This is a genomic window from Streptomyces sp. NPDC001933, assembly GCF_042890955.1.
In the GTDB taxonomy this organism is placed as follows: Bacteria; Actinomycetota; Actinomycetes; order Streptomycetales; family Streptomycetaceae; genus Streptomyces.
This window is the reverse complement of sequence record NZ_JBIASS010000007.1, coordinates 106,544-127,036: the sequence shown is the minus strand read 5'-3', so window position 1 is coordinate 127,036 and position 20,493 is coordinate 106,544. Positions and strand designations below refer to the sequence as shown.

Genomic DNA, 20,493 nt, shown 5'->3' with positions numbered 1-20,493 from the left:
CGATGTGCACGCCCCCCGAGTTGCGGTGACAGCCTGCCAAATGTCCCGGCTGGTGGGGAAGCTGGGGCGGTGAAACGTGTCTCCGTGTCGCCCGGTCGTGGTGGGAGCATCGCTCGTCCGTCACGCCGTTGTGACGGTTCGTGACGGATGAGGAGGGGGAGGCGTAGGACAGGTCACATGGGCGAGACCGGCCCTTGCGCCACCGCATAGGCTGTGCCAGGACCGGCCTGCCCCTGGGCAGGCCGGTCCTCACCAGCCAGACGCAGCAGGGGGCAACCGCCATGACGACAGGTCGGCTCGGGCAGCAAGCCGCGCCACCGAACGCGGCCTACGCCGGGCAGCTCGTGCATTTCCCGGACCCGGTCCGGGCGTCCCGCCACCCCGGCGGCGTGCGTATGGACGAGAACGGCAGCCCGGACTTCGCGCCGTACGCGCGTGCCGCCGCCGAGATCGCCGAGCCGCCGCAGGGCTTCGGGGTCGACGAGCTGCGGCTCACCGACTACGTCTCGGCCAACGCTGCGCTGGCGGCGAGCGGCCATGAGCTGTGGGACACGATCCCGGCGGTCGCCACTCCGCACGGCTGGACGTGGCACCACGTGCCCGGAGGCCGGCGCATGGAGCTGGTCCCGGTCGAGGTGAAGGCGCTGCTGCGGCACCACGGCGGCCTGGCCGCCACGGCGGTCGACCACAACAAGCGGGGCACCCGCCCCTTGCAGGAGACCCGCCCCGCGCACTTCCGGCTGCCGAAGGGTGCCGTGGCGGTGAGCGAGGCGCAGGTGCAGGGCGTCGAGGAGGACCTCGGCTACCGGCTGCCGGGTGCCTACCGCTCGTTCCTCAAGGCGGCGGGCGGTTCGGCGCCGGTCGGTGCGGCGCTCGACGCGGAGCTGGGGCTCCTGGTCGACCAGCCCTTCTTCACGGTGCGCGAGCAGGCCGCCGCGAACGACCTGGTGTACGTGAACAAGTGCCTGCGCGACCACCTCACCAAGGACTTCCTGGGCGTCGGCTTCGTCCAGGGCGGGATCATCGCGGTGAAGGTGAAGGGCAACGGCATCGGCTCGGTCTGGTTCTGCGCGTACGACGACGCCCGGGACCAGGACGGCTGGAACGTGCAGGAGCGGGTGGACCGGCTGCTGCTGCCGTGCGGCAGTGACTTCGACGCCTTCCTGCAGCGTCTGGCGGGCAATCCGCCGGAGCTGGAGACCGTGGCGAACCTGATGGTGGACGGCGGCTTCGCGCGGGCCGTCCCGGTGGAGGGGTGAGCGCGATGGTGACCTTTGCTCAGGCGCAGGAGCGCGCGGACGAGTGGATCAACGGTGACGTCCCCGCGTACCAGCACCGTGAGGTGCGGGTACGGGAGTTCGAGCTGGGCTTCGTGGTGTGGGGCGAGGACCGGGCCGAGGGCCCCGTCTCGGACGGCGGCAATCAGCGGCTGGTGATCGCCCGGGACAGCGGCGAGGCCACCCTGTGGCCGGGGCTGCCGGTGGGCGAGGTGATCCGGCGGTACGAGGAGGAGTACGGCGCGCAGGCGACGGCCGCGGCCGCTCCGGAGCCGCCCCAGCGCATCGACCTCAATCAGACGTCGTTCCTGTTGAGCCCCCCGGAGTGGCTCCAGGAAGCGGCCGACAAGCTGGGCATCCCGGACCACCGCGAGGGCCGGGACGGGAGCCAGGAGCGGAGCCCGGACGCGGCGCCTCCGGCCGCCCCCGCGTCCCCGGCCCCGCCGGTCGCGCCGGCTCCGCCGTTCTCTGTGCCGCCCGCCGTCCCGGCCGCCCCGGTCGGTCAGTCGTCGCCGGGTTCGCACGGCGGGCAGGTCGCGTACGAGCCCACCGCCAACGACGGTGTCCCGGCGGGTCCGCCGAACGTGCCCGCCGGGTCCACCCCGTGGGCGGGTACGGACACGAATTCGGACAGCGACGAGGGGGCGGTGCCGTTGCCGGCCACCGTGTTCGCGCCGCCGCTCTCGGGTGCCGACGACGACGGCACCCCGCCGCCGGTCGTGCCGGCCGATGCGCCGACGGCCCTGATGTCGGGCGGCAGCCAGCTGCCGCGTACGGCGGTCGTGCCGGGCCTGGGCCCGCAGGGCGGCGCCCCTGGTGTCCCCGGTGGCTCCGGTGTCCCTGGCGCCTCCAGTGGCTCTGGCATCCCTGGTATTCCGCCGGGCGCGCCCGGCGCTTCGGGCACGGGTGCCGGTGACATCGCGGACGCGGCCACCAGCAAGGCCGTCGTGCCGCCGCGCGGTGCGCGTGGTGGCGGTCCGTCGACCCCGCCGCCGCCCGGTGCTCCCGGAACCCCTGGCGCCAGGCCGGGCGCGCCCGTGCCGCCGCCCTCGGGGCCGGGTGCGCCCGGTGCCCCGGCGGGCGGGTACCTGCCGACGCAGCTCGCCCCCCAGGCGGGGCCGCCCGGTGCGCCTGGTGCGCCGCAGCCTCCTGGCCCGCCCGGTCCGCCCGGTCCGCCTGGTGCTCCCGGTGCTCCGGTGCCGCCTCCGCCGCCTGGTTCGACGCCTCCGCCGGGTGGCGGGGTGCATCACGCCGCGACGATGCTGGCCGACCCGAGCATGGGCGGTTCGGGCCCGCTTCAGCCGCCCGCACCCCCTGGTCCCCCCGGGGCCCCTGGTGCTCATGGCGCTCCCGGTGCGCCGCAGCCTCCTGGCCCGCCTGGTCCGCCTGGTGCTCCCGGTGCTCCCGGTGCTCCGGTGCCGCCTCCGCCGCCTGGTTCGACGCCTCCGCCGGGTGGTGGGGTGCACCATGCCGCGACGATGCTGGCCGACCCGAGCATGGGTGGCCCCGGCGCACCCCGGCCTCCGGGCCCGCCCGGTCCTCCCGGTGCTCCGGTGCCGCCTCCGCCGCCTGGTTCGACGCCTCCGCCGGGCGGCGGGGTGCACCATGCCGCGACGATGCTGGCCGACCCGAGCATGGGTGGCCCCGGCGCGCCCCGGCCTCCGGGCCCGCCCGGTCCTCCCGGTCCGCCCGGAGCGCCGCTGGGCGGGGCCCCCGGCTCCGTGCCGCCGAATCCGCACGCCCCGCCGCCCCCGGCGTACGGGTACCCGCAGGCGCCGACCGGTCAGCCGACCGTCGGGCCCGGCTACCAGGCCGTGCTGCGCTACCGCGCGCCCGACGGCAGCGAGCAGCAGCTGATCCGGCGTTCGGCGCCCGGCACTCCGCACCCCGAGTGGCAGATGCTGCACGAGCTGCGGGCGATGAACGTGCCGCCGCAGCAGGTCATCGAGCTCCACACCGAGCTGGAGTCCTGTGAGCTGCCCGGTGGCTACTGCGCGCGGATGATCCGTGAGACCTGGCCGCAGGTGCGGATCACCAGCGTCGCTCCGTACGGCACCGATCACGCCAGCCGTCAGCAGGGCATGCAGCATCTGCTCACCCACCAGGGCGAGCTGCACCAGGTGGCGGACGGGCCGGCCCGTCCGGCGCCGGTGCGGGCGCCGCTGCCGCAGATGCCGCCCGCGATGGCGGTGCCGCCGGAGGCCATCGCGGACGAGCTGCTGCAGACCTTCGGGCCGCAGGGCATCTGCCGCTTCGATCAGCGGGCCGTCTCTCGCCAGGGTGTGCCCGAGACCGTTGCGCGCACGCTGGTGTGGGCGGGGCTGCCCGCCGACTTCGGGCCGTTCTTCTGGGCGCAGCCGGGTCAGCCGGTGGTGCCCACGCTGGGCGAGCTCGCCGCGCAGCGTCAGGTGCAGGCCGCCCCCGACGCGGGGTCGTACCTCGTCATGGGGTCCGACTTCGGGCGGGCGATCTGTGTCCAGTACGGGACCGCGAACATCGTGGCCGTGCCGGTCGAGGCGGGGCCGGGCGGTCAGTCGGTGGCGCCGCAGTTCGTGAACACCGGGCTGCCGGAGTTCCAGCGTTCGATGGCGCTGCTCGGCCGGATGTGGCGGCTGCGCTTCGGGCTCAACCCCGAGCAGGCGGGCCGCTGGACGGTCGACTTCCAGGCCCAGCTGGTGGCGTTGGACGCGGCGGCGCTGGCGTCGCCGGAGAGCTGGTGGTCGGTACTGCTCGAACAGATGTGGGACGGGCTGATCTGACCCGGCAGGCACACGGCACGGCGCCCGGTCCCCGAGAGGGGCCGGGCGCCGTGCCGTGTGTTGCCCGTGACGCCCGTGACGCCCGTGGTGCCTGTGATGCCCGTCGCTTCCGTCCGGAATGCAGCTGATCGATTCCGACTTCTGTGTCAATTGCCGCATCCTTGACGTATTGCTGGTGGTCGGAGAGTCGGAAAGAGGCTTCAAGGATGAGTTCTGCACCGGTGTCCGCGCATGGCTTCGTCGGCGTACGGGGACGTGGCTACTGTCCGGAGCAGGTGGACCGCGCGGTGGCCGGTCTGTCGGCGGAGCGGGACGCGGCGCTGGACGAGGTGTCCCGGCTGACGGCGCTGGTGGAGGAGCTGTCGGCGGAGTCGGTCCGGCTGAGCGAGGTCGTCGCCGGGCTCGCCCCGCAGAACTACGAATCGCTGGGCGAGCGCGCCCAGCAGATCCTGGCCCTGGCCAAGAGCGAGGCAGAGTCCTTGCGGGGCGCCGCCCAGGAGGCGGCGCAGGCGCTGCGGGACGCGGCGGACGAGGCGGGCCGGGGGCTCCGGGCCTCGGCGCGGGCGGACGCCGAGGCCGTGCGGGCGGCGGCGGTGACCCACGCCGACGAGACGCTGGCCGCGGCGCAGGGCGCGGCCGACGAGGCCGTTGCGGAGGCCCGCGAGGAGGCCGCGGAGGTCCGGGAGCGGGCGCAGGCCATGATGGCGGAGACGGGCCGCCGCACCGAGAGCGTCCTCGCGCACCAGGAGCAGGAGCACTCCGAGCGGTGGCAGGCGGCCGAGCTCGAACTGGCCGGGGCCGAGGCCGCGCAGGCGGCGCACCACGACGAGCTGACCGAGCAGGCGGAGGCCCGCCTGGAGGAGGCGCGGCGAGCGCTCGCGCAGACGGAGGAGGCCGCCCGGCACGGTCAGGAGGACGCCGAGGCGCGGGCCGCGGAGCTGATCGCGGCGGCCAGGGTCAGCGAGGAGCGGGTGGTCCGGGAGACGGAGCGGATCGTGCGGGAGCACGAGGAGGGCCGCGACGAAGTGCAGGCGCACATGGCGCACGTACGCAATTCGCTCGCGGCGCTCACCGGACGGGTGGCCCCGGCGGAGGACTGAACCGGCCGGTCCCTCTCCCAAGTCGCGTGCCTGGCCGAGCAATTGTCGTGCGTTCGTTCGGGCTGGGCTAATCTGGCGCCATGCACGGGGGAGCTGAAGAAGTGTCACGTTTGCAGGGCAGCGGGGCCACGCCGACGGAGCCGGACGATCCCCGGCGGATCGGCGCTTTCCGGCTGCTCGGCATCCTCGGTACCGGCGGTATGGGCCGGGTCTATCTCGGTACCTCGGCGGGGCGGTACGCGGCGGTCAAGCAGGTGCTGCCGGTACTGGCCGCGGACAAGGACTTCCTGTCCCACTTCGGGCACGAACTCGACAATCTCGCCAAGCTGCCGTCCGGGGTCAGCGCCCGGTTGCTGGCCAGTGACCGTACGGCGCAGCCTCCGTGGTTCGCCACGGAGTACATCCCCGGCGTCACCCTGAGCGACGCGCTGCGGCTGAACGAGGGCCCGTTGCCCGCGGACAGCCTGTGGCGGCTGCTGCGCGACGGGGCGGGCGGTCTGCGCGCGGTGCACGCGGCCGGGATGGTGCACCGGGACCTGAAGCCGTCCAACGTCATGCTGACGCTCGACGGTGTGACCCTGATCGACTTCGGGGTGGCGCGGGCGGCCGACCAGTCCAGGGTGACCAGGACCGGGATGGTCATCGGGACGCCCGCCTACATGGCTCCCGAACAGGCCATGGCCGAGCGGGATCTGACCGGTGCGGCGGATGTGTTCGCGCTGGCCGGTCTGCTGCTCTTCGCGGCGAACTGCCGCCCGCCGTTCGGTGACGGGTCGGGGCCGGGCCTCTTCTACCGCATCGTGCACACCGAACCCGACCTCGGGCGGCTGCCGGACCTCGATCCGGACCTGGCCGCCGTGGTCGGGTCCTGTCTCGCCAAGGACGCCGCGGACCGGCCGACGGCCGCCGAGCTCTACGAGATCGCCGCCGCCCGGGTGCCCGCAGCGGTCACCGCCCTGTGGCCGCCGGCCGTCACCGACCGGATCACCGAGCGGGCGGCGTTCGCGGCGAGCCCGCCGCCGCCCGAGGAGCCCGAGCCGGAACTGCCCCAGGCGCCCGCCCCTGCCGCGGTGCCCTCCCTGCCGGACGTCCGGACGACCGGCACCGTCCCGGAGAAGCCCCGCAGTCGCCGCTCCCGGGTGCTGCTCATCGCGCTTCCCGTCGTGGTGGTGACGGGCACGACCCTGACCCTGGCGCTCGGGCCGTACCAGATCGGCGGTTCGCGCGGTACGGACTCCGGCGCCGCAACGCCTTCGGTCACCGCCGGGCCGTCCGGACCCGGGGCGGACGGCGGTTCCGCAGATCCCACGAAGTCGCCCTCCCGCTCGTCGAGTTCCAGGCCGGGATCCTCCGACAAGCCGAAGGGCGGCAAGGACGGGAAGGACGGAAAGGGCGGGAAGGACGGCGCCGACGGCGCCGGTTCGGGCGGTACGGATGGTTCGGGCGGTTCGGACGGGTCCGGCCCCTCGGGCGGCTCCGGCTCCGGTTCCGGCGGTTCGAAGCCCACGGGCGGTTCCGGCTCGGGCTCCGGCTCCGGCAGTTCGGGCGGATCCAGCAGTTCCGGCGGCTCGGGCGGCGGTCAGGTCCCGGCGCCCTCGGGGCAGTACTACCTCAAGAACGCGTCCAACAAGCGGTGCCTGGGCGAGTCGGCGTCCCCGTACGGCGGCTCCATGCTCATGAACTCGGTGTGCGGCGAGCCGGCGCACAACGGGGCCACGCTCTACTACAAGTGGACGTACAAACCCACCTCCGGCGGCAAGTTCAAGCTCGTCGGCCAGGGCACCGGCAACTGCCTCAGGCTGAACGGCCCCGCAGGGCTGTCGGCCGAGACCTGCAACTCCTCCGATTCCCAGGTCTGGCGGATCGGGACCAAGACATCGAGCGGCCACACCCTGGTGAACGTCGCCGAGGGCGTCTGCCTCCAGATATTCAGCAGCATCGGCTTCCAGTCGGCGGCGTGCAACGCCTCGGAACCGGGCCAGCTGTGGCGCAACTCGTGACCGGCGCGCAGGGGTTGGGCCCCCGCGCCGAACCGATCCGATCCGACTATGCGGGCTTCTCCGCTTCCGCACGGAACCGCCCGAGGAGCTCCTGGGCGGGGGCGCTGTCCGCGTCGAAGCTGTGGAGCCCCTGCTGCCCGTCCGGGACGGCCGGTCCCCACAGCCGTATGCCGTGGCAGTGGAAGCAGAAGGCCAGCTGGAAGAGCAGACCGGTGGCGCCGTGGACCCGGATGCCCCAGCCCGGGGAGAAGCAGCGGCGCATCTCGCCGTCCGGCAGGTCGCCGACCAGGGTCAGGACCTGATCGACCTGGGGCGCCTCCCAGGGAGCGACTTCGTCGCCGATCAGGTCCTCGGAGCTGAAATGCCTGATCGGATCGGTGATGCGGACGACCTCGATCAGTTCGGCCGTCTTGTGGGTGACCGGGAGCAGCATGCGGACAGAATTGCCGACCTCGTTCGTGTGTGCCAGGGGGTACACACCTCGCTTCGAGCTCCGAGATCCGAGAGCCGGGTTTCGAGCTTCGGGAAGGCCCTGTTCACTCCTTCGTGGGTACGGGGAGGGGCTCCGGCCCGGGTCTTGAGCTTCGGGATTCGGGGGCCGGGATCCGGGCGTCGGGGTTCGAGCGGTGTCTTCCAACCGGTGGGGAAAAGAAGGTGGTTGGGAAAACCTCCCCACCCTCCCGGACCCGTCACGGCCAGCAAGTATGACTAGTCGTGACCGACTTGCGGCGCGGAGTCGCGACTGCTTACGGTGCCAAATGAACGACCCCGGCACAGTGTTAGCCGCACTGACCGGGGTCTGGCCCCAAGATCGAAGAAAGCTGAAAGGCGATCCCGTGGTTGTTTTAGACCTTAGCTCTGCCCCATGCGCGTCCGCATCCTCGCGCGCCCATCCGAAGGCCAGGCCCGGCTACGGAAAGCGTTCCGTCCCGGCTCAACACCCTCCCTGCGAGGGCGATTTCGCGCTGCTGCCCGAGCGTGAGCGTCACATCGCCGGTTACGTTGACGCGCTGCCCGACGGTGCGGCGATGGACATCAAGTCGCTGGCCAGGAGCCAGCCGCTGTACGGGCAGATGGCCGTCGGCAGCGCGTTACGGGCCCTGGGCGTGGCCGGTCATCTACGGCACGTCCGGTGCCTGAGCGGCGAGAGTGGCGAGAACGGCGAGAACGGCGGCCAGGTCCGCTGGGTCACCCGCACCTTCTGGTCCCGCACCGCCCGCGACAACGAGTGGTGGAACGCCTTCCTGACTGCCGAGGAGCGCCACCCCGCACCGCAGGAGGCCGCAGAAGCCGCAGCGGCCACCACGCCCGAAGTACCCGCATCCGTGCCCGTACCGGCGCAGTCGCTCGTATCGACAGTGCCGCAGCAACGCACCGCAGAGCCGGAGCCGGGGCCGGAGCCGGTGCTGATGCCGGTGCCAGTGCCGGTGCAGCGCACCACGGAGCCGGAGCCGGTGCTGGTGCCGGTGTCGCAGGCGACTGCGGGCTGTCCCTCTCCCGCATTCCTGGCCCTGGCCCATCTCGGCCGTGCCGATTCCCGCCTGGCCCTTTCGGCAACGGACTGTGCGGCACTGGAACAGGCGGCTGCCGAGTGGTTCGCGCGTGGCGTGGACGCCGTCTACCTCACCCATGCGCTGACCGCCGGGCTTCCCGCGTCCGTCGACTCGCCCTTCGGTTTCGTCCGCCGCCGTCTCCGCGACAAGCTCCCGCCCCGCCTGCCTGTCGCGTCCCCGGTCGCGCCGGGAACTCCCGTACGCCGTCTGATGGTCGAGTGCACCGAATGCGGCGCCCCCGGACGGCCCGAAGCGTTCCGTGACGGCCTCTGCCGACCCTGCCGCGAACCCGGCCCGGCCTGACCCGCTGTGGCGGCGGTACCCCCTACCAAGCGGCGGAACGTGTCGAACACCCACCGAAGTGTCACGTTCGCAACGCAGGTAGGGGTGCCCGGCGAGCGCACCGCCGAGGTGGGTGCATTCACGGCAACGTTCTCTTCGGACGCGTCAACTCCGCTCCGTAGCGATCCCACTACCAAGAGGATTCAGGGTGACCTAGAGTCGGAACCCGATCAACGTGGCGGACCTGGACGAAAGGTTGGTGACAACCCTTTGAACCGCAAGGAGTTGAACCCGGACAGTTCCCCGGAGGCGGCCTTCGGTGCACGCCTCCGCAGCCGGCGCGAGGAGCGCGGCTGGAAGCAGGAGGACCTGTCCGATCACATGGGGTACTCCAGCACCCATATCTCGGCGGTCGAAACCGGCCGAAAAGTTCCAACCTTGCGTTTCTCGCGCAGCGCGGACCGCGCTTTCGGCACTGGAGATACAGCCGACACCTTCGAGCGCCAATGGCGGGAGATCCGGCACGGCTCGCTGCTGGAGGGCTTCCCGGAGTACGTGGGGCAGGAGAGCCGTGCCGCGGAGATCCGGCTGTACGAAGTGGGTGTGATGCCCGGCCTGCTCCAGACGCCCGAGTACGCGACGGCGCTCGCGACGAGCGCCGTCAGGCGCGGGGCGATCACCAACGACCAGGCGAAGGAGCGGATCTCGCTCGTCGCCGAGCGGCAGGCCGCACTCGCCCGCACGCATCCGCCGTTGTTCCTGGTCGTGCTGGACGAAAGCTGCCTCCGCCGACCCGTGGGCGGCCCCGCTGTCATGGACGCACAGCTGGCGCGGCTGATCGAATTCGCCGAGCTGCCGAACACCGTGCTCCAGGTCGCCCCGTTCGACATGGCGGAGCTCCGTCCCTTCGACCTCCCGCTGTACATACTGACGCTGCCGGACCGCCAGCTCATGTCCTATGCCGAGTCCTCCCACCTGGGTACTCTCAACCGGGAAAGCGCTTCGGTTGTCCCCCTGTTGACGGCCTACCATCAGCTGCAGGCCGGGGCTCTGTCCCAAGCGGCCTCCGTGGCCATGATCGACCAGTTACGAAAGGGTTCCCCGTGACGACCGAATCCCCCCACTGGTTCAAGTCCTCCTACAGCAACAACGGTGGCGCCTGCGTCGAGGTCGCCGCCAACCTCGTCGGCTCGCTCGGCGTCGTCCCCGTCCGTGACTCGAAGAGCCCGAGCGGCCCCGTACTGAATGCCTCCTCCACCGCGTTCGCCGCGTTTGTGGCAGGCGTCAAGGACGGGGAGTTCGGCGCGGTTTGACCGCACCCCGCTGCGGCGACGACAGCCCCGCACAACGACGACAGCCCCGCGCACGCCTGATCCGGAGTGTGCGGGGCTGTCGTCGTGCTGCCTGCCAGCAGGGTGCCGTGGAGCGTGCGAGGGCCGGGCTCAGCGGTGTGTCGGTGGGACACCCGCCAGGATCCGGGGCTCCTCGCTCTGGTAGAGGCGGCGTGCCGCGGGGGCCGTGTGGCGGGGGAGGACCGTGCCCAGCCAGCCCGCCAGGAATCCGGCGGGGATGGAGACGAGCCCGGTGGTGGTGAACGGGAACCAGTTGAAGTCGTGGTCGGGGAAGACCGAGCTGGGGGAGCCGGAGACCAGGTTGGTGCCGGTGATCAGCACCAGGGTGGTGAGGGTGCCGACAATGAGGGTGCAGAGCAGTCCGGTGCGGGTGAAGCGCCGCCAGAACATGCTGTAGAGGAGCGCCGGGGCGAGCGCGGAAGCGCCGACGCAGAACGAGAGCGTCGCCAGCGCCTGCACGTTCCAGTGCCTGGCCACGACCGCGAGGGTGGTGGCGAGCAGTCCGACGACGATCGCCGAGGCCTGTGCCGTACGCATCTCGGACAGGCCGGCCAGCGGCTTGCGGTCGGGGTTGCGCACCCCGTGCAGACCGTGCGCGAACAGGTCGTGGGCGAGGGAGTTGGCGCAGGCCAGGATCATTCCGGCGACGGAGGCGAGCAGGGTGAGGAAGATCGCCGTAGTCATCGTCGTGATGATCAGGGCCCCCAGCTGCGTACCGTTCGCGACCTCGCCGCTGATCTGGAGGATCGCGCTGTTCCCGGACGCCCCGGCACCCGTGATGACGTCGTGGTCGACGAGGGCCCCCGCGCCGAAGCCGATCACGACGAGCAGCAGGCAGATCACGGCGACCACGGAAATCGCCCAGGACATCGAGCGCCGGACGGCCTGTGTGGAGCGGGCGCTCGACATGCGCATGGCCACGTGCGGCAGGCAGGCGGCACCGAGCACCACGGTCAGTTCGGAGCTGACCATGTCGAGGCCGCTGCCCTTGAACTGGAGCCCCGAGCGCAGGTACTCGGCGCCCGCGCCGCTGCTCTGGCGGGCGGCCGAGAGCAGCGAGTCGGTGTTCCAGTCGAACCTGTTCATGATCATGACGGCGATGGTGAAGGCGGCCACGAGGAGGACCACGGTCTTCACGATCTGGATCAGCGAGGTGCCCTTCATGCCGCCGATCGCGGCGTAGCCGATCATCAGGATGCCGAGCCCGATGATGGCGCCCGTGCGGAACCCGGAGGTGTCGAACCCGAGGATGAAGGCGAGCAGATCGCCGCTGCTGGCGAGCTGGACGACCATCATCGGGACGAGCGCGGCGAGGGTGGCCGCGCAGGCGGTGATGCGGACCGCGCGGCCGGGGGCGCGGCGCACGAACACGTCGCCCATGGTGAACCCGCCCACGTTGCGCAGCGGTTCGGCGAGCAGGAACATCAGCAGGACGAGCGAGAGGGTGATGCTCAGGGCGAGGATCATCCCGTCGTAGCCGGTGAGGGCGATGATGCCGGTGGTGCCGAGCACCGTGGCCGCGGAGAGGTAGTCGCCCGCGAGGGCGAAGCCGCTCTGCATGGGCGAGAGCGAGCGGGAGCCGGTGTAGAACTCGTCGACGTCGTCACGGTCCGGGCCGGTCATCACGCAGAGCAGCAGTGCCACGGTGCCCACGGCGAGGAAGGCCACCAGGGACATCGACTGCGCGGAGTTGTCGAATCCGTTCACCGGGCCGCTCCCGCTCTTCGCAGCCGGGCGGCGAGCGGATCGGCCGTGCGCCGGGCGCTCCGCTCGTACAGGGCGATGGCGAGCAGCGTCACGGGGAGCTGGCAGAACCCCAGGGCCAGGCCGACGTTGAGGCCGCCGAACAGGGGCTGGTCCAGCAGGTCCTTGGCGTATCCGGAGAGCAGCAGGAAGACCACGAAGTAGCCGAGCGCGGTCAGCGCCGCGGTGCGCCGCAGCGCCCGGTACGAGGTGCGCAGCCGACGCAGGTCGCTGTGGCGGCCGGGCGCGGGTGCGGGGGCGCCGGAGGCATCGGGGGCGTCGGGGGTGCCCGGCGAGCCGGGGCCGGGGCCGGGGTCGGGGTCGGGGGCGGTCTCGGAGCTCTGCCAGGGCAGCAGATAGTCGGCGTGGTGCGGGGGTGGCGGCCGATGCTGAGGGGACGGCTTCGGCAGCGGTCCGGGCCAGGGGGAGTGGGGGGCCGGGGGCGGGTTTCCGTGCGACATCGGGGTGCTGCTCCTTGCATGGCTCGGGTCCTGGGGCGGGCGGCAAGGCAGGAGTGCGGGTGCGTGCGGATGCGCGAACATTACTTGTGGGTACGGCAGTTGGGGAGGGGGTGGCCTGAATTACCCAAGGTAATGGCTCAGTTGCGTGAGGCCGGATGAACCGGAGGTGGCGGCCGGGCGGGAACGGGGCCTTCCGGCGAGGCTTCCGGTACACCTTTGGTCGGAGCCCCTGACACGGGTCTCCGCCCTGGGGTCGAGACCCCTAGGGGGAGCTCCTTAATTCTCGCCAGGGGCGGTTCCTCCCGGCGGAGGACGTCACGGCGGGGGGCTGTTCCTTAACGTTTTCCTACACCGCAACGTTTTCCCGCACCGCGGAAAGCGGCTGGATCCCACCGCCGGAGCGGGCGGGCAGCGGGCGGGCAGCGGGGGAGGGGTGGGGAAAACCCCACCCGGGAACTGCGCTGGACACCAGTGCGCCCAACCCGCTCCCGACACCAGACTCTGCAATGCGCGCCGACACATCCCTGACGATGACCGACATAGGAGATAAACCGTGACAACGGCTGTGACCATTCCCAGGCACGGGGACACTGGAGGGCTTACGGCCGTCGCCGCGCGGGCGCGGCAGGTCGTCAAGGCGTACGGGGCGGGCGAGACCCGGGTCGTCGCGCTCGACCATGTCGACGTGGACATCGCCAGGGGGCAGTTCACCGCGATCATGGGGCCGTCCGGCTCCGGCAAGTCGACCCTGATGCACTGCCTGGCCGGCCTGGACACCGTGAGCTCGGGGCAGATCTTCCTCGACGAGACCGAGATCACCGGGCTCAAGGACAAGAAGCTCACCCAGCTCCGCCGGGACCGGATCGGCTTCATCTTCCAGGCGTTCAACCTGCTCCCCACGCTCAACGCGCTGGAGAACATCACGCTGCCGATGGACATCGCGGGCCGCAGGCCCGACGCCGCCTGGCTGCGGCAGGTCGTGGAGACCGTCGGCCTCGCCGAGCGGCTGAAGCACCGGCCGACCGAACTCTCCGGCGGCCAGCAGCAGCGCGTCGCGGTGGCCAGGGCGCTCGCCGCCCGCCCGGAGATCATCTTCGGCGACGAGCCGACCGGGAACCTGGACTCCCGGGCCGGCGCCGAGGTGCTGAGCTTCCTGCGCAGGTCGGTCGACGAGCTGGGCCAGACCATCGTCATGGTCACCCACGACCCGGTGGCCGCCTCCTACGCGGACCGGGTCCTCTACCTCGCCGACGGACGCATCGTCGACGAGATGCACAGCCCGACGGCCGACCAGGTCCTCGACCGCATGAAGGACTTCGACTCGCGCGGGCGGACGTCATGACCGTCTGGAAGACATCGCGGCGGAACTTCTTCGCCCACAAGGGACGCATGGCGCTCTCCGCCGTGGCCGTCCTGCTGTCGGTGGCGTTCGTGTGCGGCACGCTCGTCTTCACCGACACCATGAACACCACCTTCGACAAGCTCTTCGCCGCGACCGCGGCCGATGTCACGGTCTCCCCGAAGGACCCCGAGGAGAACAACGGGATCCCGGAGAACGGCAAGCCCGTCACGGTACCCGCGTCCGCCGTCGGGCAGGCCGCGAAGGCCACCGGCGCGAAGGCCGCCGAGGGCGCGGTCTCCAGCATGTCCGTCACCGTCGTCGACAGCCACGACAAGAACCTGGGCCCGACCTCGGGCGCCCCGACGATCGCGGGCAACTGGACGAGGAACGACCTCCGTTCGATGGAGATCTCCTCCGGCCACGCACCGCGCGGCCCGACCGAGGTGATGGTCGACGCCGACACCGCCGAGAAGCACCACCTGAAGCTCGGCGACGAACTGCGCACCATCACCGCGGGCGGCGACATCAGGGCCGCGATCACCGGCATCGCCACCTTCAAGGTCACCAACCCCGGCGCCGCGGTCGTCTACTTCGACACCGTCACCGCCCAGACGAAGCTGCTCGGCGCGCCCGACGTCTTCAGCATGGTCTCCGTCACCGCCGAAGCGGGCGTCTCCGACGAGCAGCTGAAGAAGAACGTCGCCACGGCGCTCGGCGACACCTCCGCGTACAAGCTTCAGACGCAGGAGCAGGCGGCGGCGGCCAACAAGGACTCGATGGGCTCCTTCCTCGACGTCATGAAGTACGCGATGCTCGGCTTCGCCGGGATCGCCCTCCTCGTCGGCATCTTCCTGATCGTCAACACCTTCTCGATGCTGGTGGCCCAGCGCACCCGCGAGATCGGCCTGATGCGGGCCATCGGCTCCAGCCGCAAGCAGGTCAACCGGTCCGTGCTGATCGAGGCGCTGTTCCTCGGCGTCGTCGGCTCGCTCCTCGGCGTCGGCGCGGGCGTCGGCCTCGCCGTCGGCCTGATGAAGCTCATGGGCGCCATGGGCATGGAACTCTCCACCGGGGACCTCACCATCGCCTGGACGACCCCGGTGGTCGGCCTGGTGCTCGGCATCGTCGTCACCGTCGTCGCCGCGTACTTCCCGGCCCGCCGGGCCGGGAAGGTCTCCCCGATGGCCGCCCTGCGCGAGGCCGGAACCCCGGCGGACGGCCGCGCGGGCCGGGTCCGGGCCGCGATCGGCCTGGTCCTCACGCTGGCCGGCGGCGCCGCGCTGCTCGCCGCGACGAGGGCCGACGAGGCGGCCGAGGGTTCGCTCATGCTCGGTGCGGGCGTGCTCCTCACCCTGATCGGCTTCATCGTGATCGGCCCGCTGCTGGCCGGCCTCGTGGTCCGGGTGCTGAGCGCGGTCATGCTGCGGATGTTCGGCCCCGTGGGACGGCTCGCCGAGCGCAACGCCCTGCGCAACCCGCGCCGCACCGGTGCCACCGGCGCCGCCCTGATGGTCGGCCTCGCCCTGGTCGCCTGCCTCTCGGTCGTCGGCTCCTCCATGGTCGCCTCGGCCACCGAGGAACTCGACAAGTCGGTGGGCGCCGACTTCATCGTCCAGCCGGCCGGTGGCGGCGGCGGGCTGATCGTCGACCAGGCGGCGAAGGCCGTCCGGGCGGCGGGGGACATCGACCACGTCACCTCGTACAAGTTCGTCAGCGCCGAGCTCACCGCCCCCGACGGCTCCACCGGGAGCGAGGGCCTGGTCGCCGCCGACCCCACGTACAAGGACGACGTCCGCCGCGAGACGGTCTCCGGCGAGCTGGCCGCCGCGTACGGCAAGGACGCCATGTCGGTCGGCGAGACGTACGCCACCGAGCACCACGTCGAGGTCGGTGACCGGATCACCGTCGCGTTCAAGGGCGGCGAGACCGCGAAGCTGAAGGTCGCCGCGATCACCTCGGACGACGTCAACATCGACAAGGGCGCGATGTACATCAACATCACGACCGCCGAGCGCTACGTCCCCGCCGAGACCCTGCCCCAGAACATGATCATGTTCGCGAAGGCCGCGGACGGCAAGGAGAAGGAGGCGTACGCCGGTCTCAAGGACGCCCTCGCCAAGTACCCGCAGTACGAGGTGAAGAACCAGGCTGACTTCAAGCAGCAGCTCAAGGACCAGATCGGCCAGCTGCTGAACATCGTCTACGGTCTGCTGGCGCTCGCGATCATCGTCGCCGTGCTCGGTGTGGTGAACACCCTGGCCCTGTCGGTGGTCGAGCGGACCCGGGAGATCGGCCTGATGCGTGCCATCGGTCTCTCCCGCCGCCAGCTGCGCCGGATGATCCGTCTGGAGTCGGTGGTCATCGCCGTCTTCGGAGCCCTGCTCGGCCTCGGCCTCGGCATGGGCTGGGGCACGGCGGCCCAGAAGCTGCTGGCCCTGGAGGGCCTCGGCGTCCTGGAGATCCCGTGGCCGACGATCCTCACGGTCTTCGTCGCCTCGGCCTTCGTCGGCCTGTTCGCGGCCCTGGTCCCGGCGTTCCGGGCGGGCCGGATGAATGTCCTGAACGCGATCGCCACCGATTAGCGCGGGCGGCGGCCGACGTAAGATGGCCTGATCCGGCCCCGGGGTGTTCCTCCAAACACCCCGGGGCCGGATCCGTACGTGCGGGGCGCCGCCGGGACGCCCCACCGTGGCGCCGCGTCCGAACACCCCGCCGGGCGTGGATTGCGGGCGCGGCTGTCACAGCGGAGTCGTACGCTGGGAACCCCCCGGTACGCCAGGGGGTGGCTTCTGGATCCTGCCGGGCTCGCGAGGGCCGGCACGCACATCTGCTGCGTTGTCGTCAGTCGCCCACGCTCCGCGTGGGCTCCCTCCTCCGCCCTGCAGCTGCACGCACCGGCCCTCGCTCCCTGATCCGGCAGGATCCAGCAGCCACCCACAGCACGTGTCGGGCGCTTCGCGTTGCCCTGCGCGTTGCTCTTCGTGTCGCCCTGGCAGCAGCCGGCTGCCGGACCTCGCCCTAGTTACCCGGACGGAAGCCCTTCATGAGCCTGCACGGTCTGCTGGATGTCGTCGTACGTGACCCGGCACTCTCCGAAGCGGTGAAGGCCGCCGGCGACGGCCACCGGATGCACGTCGACCTCGTCGGCCCGCCCGCCGCCCGCCCCTTCGCCGTTGCCGCACTGGCCCGCGAGACCGGGCGGACCGTGCTCGCCGTCACCGCGACCGGCCGGGAGGCCGAGGACCTGGCGGCCGCGCTGCGCACCCTGCTGCCGCCGGACACGATCGCCGAGTTCCCGTCCTGGGAGACCCTGCCGCACGAGCGGCTCTCGCCCCGCTCGGACACCGTGGGCCGCCGCCTCGCCGTGCTGCGCCGCCTGGCGCACCCGAGGGCGGACGACCCGGAGACCGGCCCGGTCTCCGTCGTCGTCGCGCCGATCCGTTCCGTGCTCCAGCCGCAGGTCAAGGGGCTCGGCGACCTGGAACCCGTGGCGCTGCGCATCGGCGAGAGCGCCGATCTCGGCAAGACGGTCGAGGCGCTGGCGGCGGCCGCGTACTCCCGGGTCGAACTGGTCGAGAAGCGTGGCGAGTTCGCCGTACGCGGCGGCATCCTGGATGTGTTCCCGCCGACTGAGGAGCACCCCCTTCGGGTGGAGTTCTGGGGCGACGACGTCGAGGAGATCCGCTACTTCAAGATCGCCGACCAGCGGTCCCTGGAGATCGCCGAGCACGGACTGTGGGCGCCGCCCTGCCGCGAGCTGCTGCTCACCGACGAGGTGCGGGAGCGGGCCGCCGCGCTCGCCGAGGCCCACCCCGAGCTGGGCGAACTCCTCAACAAGATCGCCGAGGGGATCGCGGTGGAGGGCATGGAGTCCCTCGCCCCGGTCCTGGTCGACGACATGGAGCTGCTGCTCGACGTGTTGCCGAAGGGCTCGATGGCGCTGGTCTGCGACCCGGAGCGGGTCCGTACCAGGGCCGCCGACCTGGTCGCCACCAGCCAGGAGTTCCTCCAGGCGTCCTGGGCGGCCACCGCGGGCGGCGGCGAGGCCCCGATCGACGTGGGCGCGGCCTCGCTGTGGGGCATCGCGGACGTCCGGGACCGGGCCCGCGAGCTGGGGATGATGTGGTGGTCGGTCTCCCCGTTCGCCGCCGACGACGAGCTCGACGAGGACACCCTCAAGTTCACGATGCACGCCCCGGAGTCGTACCGCGGCGACACCGCCCGCGCGCTCGCCGACACCAAGGGCTGGATCGCCGACGGCTGGCGCACGGTGTACGTCACCGAGGGCCAGGGCCTCGCCTCCCGTACCGTCGAGGTGCTGAGCGGCGAGGGCATCGCCGCCCGCCTGGACCCGGACCTGGCGGAGATCTCCCCGTCCGTCGTCCACGTCTCCTGCGGCGCGATCGACCACGGCTTCGTCGACCCGGCGCTGAAGCTCGCCGTGCTCACCGAGACGGACCTCACCGGCCAGCGCACCGCCACCAAGGACCTGGGCCGGATGCCGGCCCGCCGCCGCAAGACGATCGACCCGCTGACGCTGGAGACCGGCGACTACATCGTCCACGAACAGCACGGTGTGGGCCGCTACATCGAGATGGTGCAGCGCACCGTGCAGGGCGCCACCCGCGAGTACCTCCTCGTCGAGTACGCCCCCGCCAAGCGCGGCCAGCCCGGCGACCGCCTGTACATCCCGACCGACCAGCTGGAACAGGTCACCAAGTACGTCGGCGGCGAGGCGCCCACCCTGCACCGGCTCGGCGGCGCCGACTGGACGAAGACCAAGGCGCGCGCCAAGAAGGCCGTCAAGGAGATCGCCGCCGACCTGATCAAGCTGTACTCGGCCCGGATGGCGGCCCCCGGCCACACCTTCGGCCCCGACACCCCCTGGCAGCGCGAGCTGGAGGACGCCTTCCCGTACGCGGAGACGCCCGACCAGCTCTCCACCATCGCCGAGGTCAAGGAGGACATGGAGAAGTCCGTCCCGATGGACCGGCTGATCTGCGGCGACGTCGGCTACGGCAAGACGGAGATCGCGGTCCGGGCGGCGTTCAAGGCGGTCCAGGACGGCAAGCAGGTCGCCGTCCTCGTGCCCACGACCCTCCTGGTCCAGCAGCACTACGGCACGTTCACCGAGCGCTACTCCCAGTTCCCGGTCAACGTGCGGGCGCTCAGCCGTTTCCAGTCCGATTCCGAGTCCAAGGTGACCCTCGAAGGGCTCCGCGAGGGCTCCGTCGACCTGGTCATCGGCACCCACCGCCTGTTCTCCTCCGAGACCAGGTTCAAGGACCTGGGTCTGGTCATCGTCGACGAGGAGCAGCGCTTCGGCGTCGAGCACAAGGAGCAGCTGAAGAAGCTCCGCGCCAACGTGGACGTCCTCACCATGTCCGCGACGCCCATCCCCCGTACGCTCGAAATGGCCGTGACCGGCATCCGTGAGATGTCGACGATCACCACCCCGCCCGAGGAGCGCCACCCGGTCCTCACCTTCGTCGGCCCGTACGAGGAGAAGCAGATCGGCGCGGCCATCCGCCGCGAACTGCTCCGCGAGGGCCAGACGTTCTACATCCACAACCGGGTCGAGTCGATCGACCGCGCCGCCGCCCGCCTCCGCGAGATCGTCCCGGAGGCCCGGATCGCGACGGCCCACGGCCAGATGTCCGAACAGGCCCTGGAACAGGTGGTGGTGGACTTCTGGGAGAAGAAGTTCGACGTCCTGGTCTCCACGACGATCGTCGAGTCCGGCATCGACATCTCCAACGCCAACACCCTGATCGTGGAGCGCGGCGACAACTTCGGCCTCTCCCAGCTCCACCAGCTGCGCGGCCGCGTCGGCCGTGGCCGCGAGCGCGGCTACGCGTACTTCCTCTACCCCCCGGAGAAGCCGCTCACCGAGACGGCCCACGAGCGCCTCGCCACGATCGCCCAGCACACCGAGATGGGCGCGGGCATGTACGTGGCGATGAAGGACCTGGAGATCCGCGGCGCCGGAAACCTCCTGGGCGGCGAGCAGTCCGGCCACATCGCGGGCGTCGGCTTCGACCTGTACGTACGCATGGTGGGCGAGGCGGTCGCCGACTACCGGGCCTCCCTCGAAGGCGGCGTGGAGGAGGAGCCGCCGCTGGAGGTCAAGATCGAGCTCCCGGTCGACGCCCACGTCCCCCACGACTACGCCCCCGGCGAGCGGCTGCGCCTCCAGGCGTACCGCGCCATCGCCTCCGCCAACACCGAGGACGACATCAGGGCCGTCCGCGAGGAACTCACCGACCGCTACGGCAAGCTCCCCGAGCCGGTCGAGAACCTCCTCCTGGTCGCCGGCCTGCGCATGCTGGCCCGCGCCTGCGGCGTCGGCGAGATCGTCCTCCAGGGCCCGAACATCCGGTTCGCCCCGGTGGAGCTGCGCGAATCGCAGGAGCTGCGCCTGAAGCGCCTGTACCCGAAGACGGTCATCAAGCCGGCCGTCCACCAGATCCTGGTCCCGCGCCCCACCACCGCCAGGGTCGGCGGAAAGCCGGTCGTGGGACGTGAACTGCTGGCTTGGACGGGGGAGTTCCTGACCACGATCCTGGGGTCGTAATCCCGGGACGTCTGCTGCCTCGGCCCCGTCGGATGTCCGGCGGGGCCGAA

Annotated in this window: 13 protein-coding genes; 10 read left to right on the top strand and 3 right to left on the bottom strand. The window is 71.7% G+C overall.

The window, feature by feature from the left end; genetic code table 11:
* Positions 1-281 precede the first annotated feature (281 nt).
* The 4 genes from ACFYY7_RS19215 (at position 282) to ACFYY7_RS19200 (ending at position 7,136) form a co-directional block, all read left to right on the top strand.
* On the top strand, positions 282-1,259 hold the full coding sequence (locus ACFYY7_RS19215; protein ID WP_388662853.1) for an SMI1/KNR4 family protein: 978 nt from the start codon (positions 282-284) through the stop codon (positions 1,257-1,259).
* 5 nt (positions 1,260-1,264) lie between these two features.
* Positions 1,265-4,036 carry an SUKH-4 family immunity protein gene (locus tag ACFYY7_RS19210; RefSeq protein ID WP_388662851.1) on the top strand — a complete coding sequence of 924 codons (2,772 nt, stop codon included), beginning with the start codon at positions 1,265-1,267 and terminating at the stop codon, positions 4,034-4,036.
* A gap of 206 nt (positions 4,037-4,242) precedes the next feature.
* Positions 4,243-5,136: a cellulose-binding protein gene (locus ACFYY7_RS19205; protein WP_388662849.1), complete on the top strand. Its 894-nt coding sequence runs from the start codon at positions 4,243-4,245 to the stop codon at positions 5,134-5,136.
* A gap of 101 nt (positions 5,137-5,237) precedes the next feature.
* On the top strand, positions 5,238-7,136 hold the full coding sequence (locus tag ACFYY7_RS19200) for a protein kinase (RefSeq protein ID WP_388662847.1): 1,899 nt from the start codon (positions 5,238-5,240) through the stop codon (positions 7,134-7,136).
* 46 nt (positions 7,137-7,182) lie between these two features.
* Here ACFYY7_RS19200 and ACFYY7_RS19195 read toward each other — a convergent pair whose 3' ends face one another.
* Positions 7,183-7,569 (bottom strand): hypothetical protein, encoded by a 387-nt coding sequence (locus tag ACFYY7_RS19195; RefSeq protein WP_388662845.1) that lies wholly within the window; start codon positions 7,567-7,569, stop codon positions 7,183-7,185.
* A gap of 595 nt (positions 7,570-8,164) precedes the next feature.
* Between ACFYY7_RS19195 and ACFYY7_RS19190 the strand changes: the two genes are divergently transcribed.
* The 3 genes from ACFYY7_RS19190 to ACFYY7_RS19180 all read left to right on the top strand — a co-directional run bounded on the left by ACFYY7_RS19190 (position 8,165) and on the right by ACFYY7_RS19180 (position 10,284).
* Positions 8,165-8,992, top strand: a complete 828-nt coding sequence (locus ACFYY7_RS19190; RefSeq protein WP_388662843.1) for a MarR family transcriptional regulator — start codon at positions 8,165-8,167, stop codon at positions 8,990-8,992.
* Between the two features lie 249 nt (positions 8,993-9,241).
* Positions 9,242-10,078, top strand: coding sequence for a helix-turn-helix domain-containing protein (locus ACFYY7_RS19185; RefSeq protein ID WP_382931575.1), 837 nt, complete (start codon positions 9,242-9,244; stop codon positions 10,076-10,078).
* Complete coding sequence (locus ACFYY7_RS19180; RefSeq protein ID WP_388662841.1) at positions 10,075-10,284, top strand: DUF397 domain-containing protein; 210 nt, start codon at positions 10,075-10,077, stop codon at positions 10,282-10,284. Before ACFYY7_RS19185 ends, ACFYY7_RS19180 begins: the two co-directional genes overlap by 4 nt.
* Positions 10,285-10,413: 129 nt before the next feature.
* On the opposite strand, the gene ACFYY7_RS19175 is transcribed toward ACFYY7_RS19180, so the two are convergent.
* The gene (locus ACFYY7_RS19175) at positions 10,414-12,030 is read right to left on the bottom strand and encodes a cation acetate symporter (RefSeq protein WP_388662840.1); all 1,617 of its coding nucleotides are present in this window, start codon (positions 12,028-12,030) and stop codon (positions 10,414-10,416) included.
* The gene (locus tag ACFYY7_RS19170) at positions 12,027-12,527 is read right to left on the bottom strand and encodes a DUF485 domain-containing protein (RefSeq protein WP_388662838.1); all 501 of its coding nucleotides are present in this window, start codon (positions 12,525-12,527) and stop codon (positions 12,027-12,029) included. Before ACFYY7_RS19170 ends, ACFYY7_RS19175 begins: the two co-directional genes overlap by 4 nt.
* A gap of 553 nt (positions 12,528-13,080) precedes the next feature.
* On the opposite strand from ACFYY7_RS19170, the gene ACFYY7_RS19165 reads away from it, so the two are divergent.
* The 3 genes from ACFYY7_RS19165 to mfd all read left to right on the top strand — a co-directional run bounded on the left by ACFYY7_RS19165 (position 13,081) and on the right by mfd (position 20,443).
* Complete coding sequence (locus ACFYY7_RS19165) at positions 13,081-13,869, top strand: ABC transporter ATP-binding protein (RefSeq protein ID WP_388662836.1); 789 nt, start codon at positions 13,081-13,083, stop codon at positions 13,867-13,869.
* Positions 13,866-16,451: an ABC transporter permease gene (locus tag ACFYY7_RS19160; protein ID WP_388662835.1), complete on the top strand. Its 2,586-nt coding sequence runs from the start codon at positions 13,866-13,868 to the stop codon at positions 16,449-16,451. Before ACFYY7_RS19165 ends, ACFYY7_RS19160 begins: the two co-directional genes overlap by 4 nt.
* 461 nt (positions 16,452-16,912) lie before the next feature.
* Positions 16,913-20,443, top strand: coding sequence for a transcription-repair coupling factor (gene mfd / locus ACFYY7_RS19155; protein ID WP_388662833.1), 3,531 nt, complete (start codon positions 16,913-16,915; stop codon positions 20,441-20,443).
* The last annotated feature ends 50 nt before the right edge of the window (positions 20,444-20,493 follow it).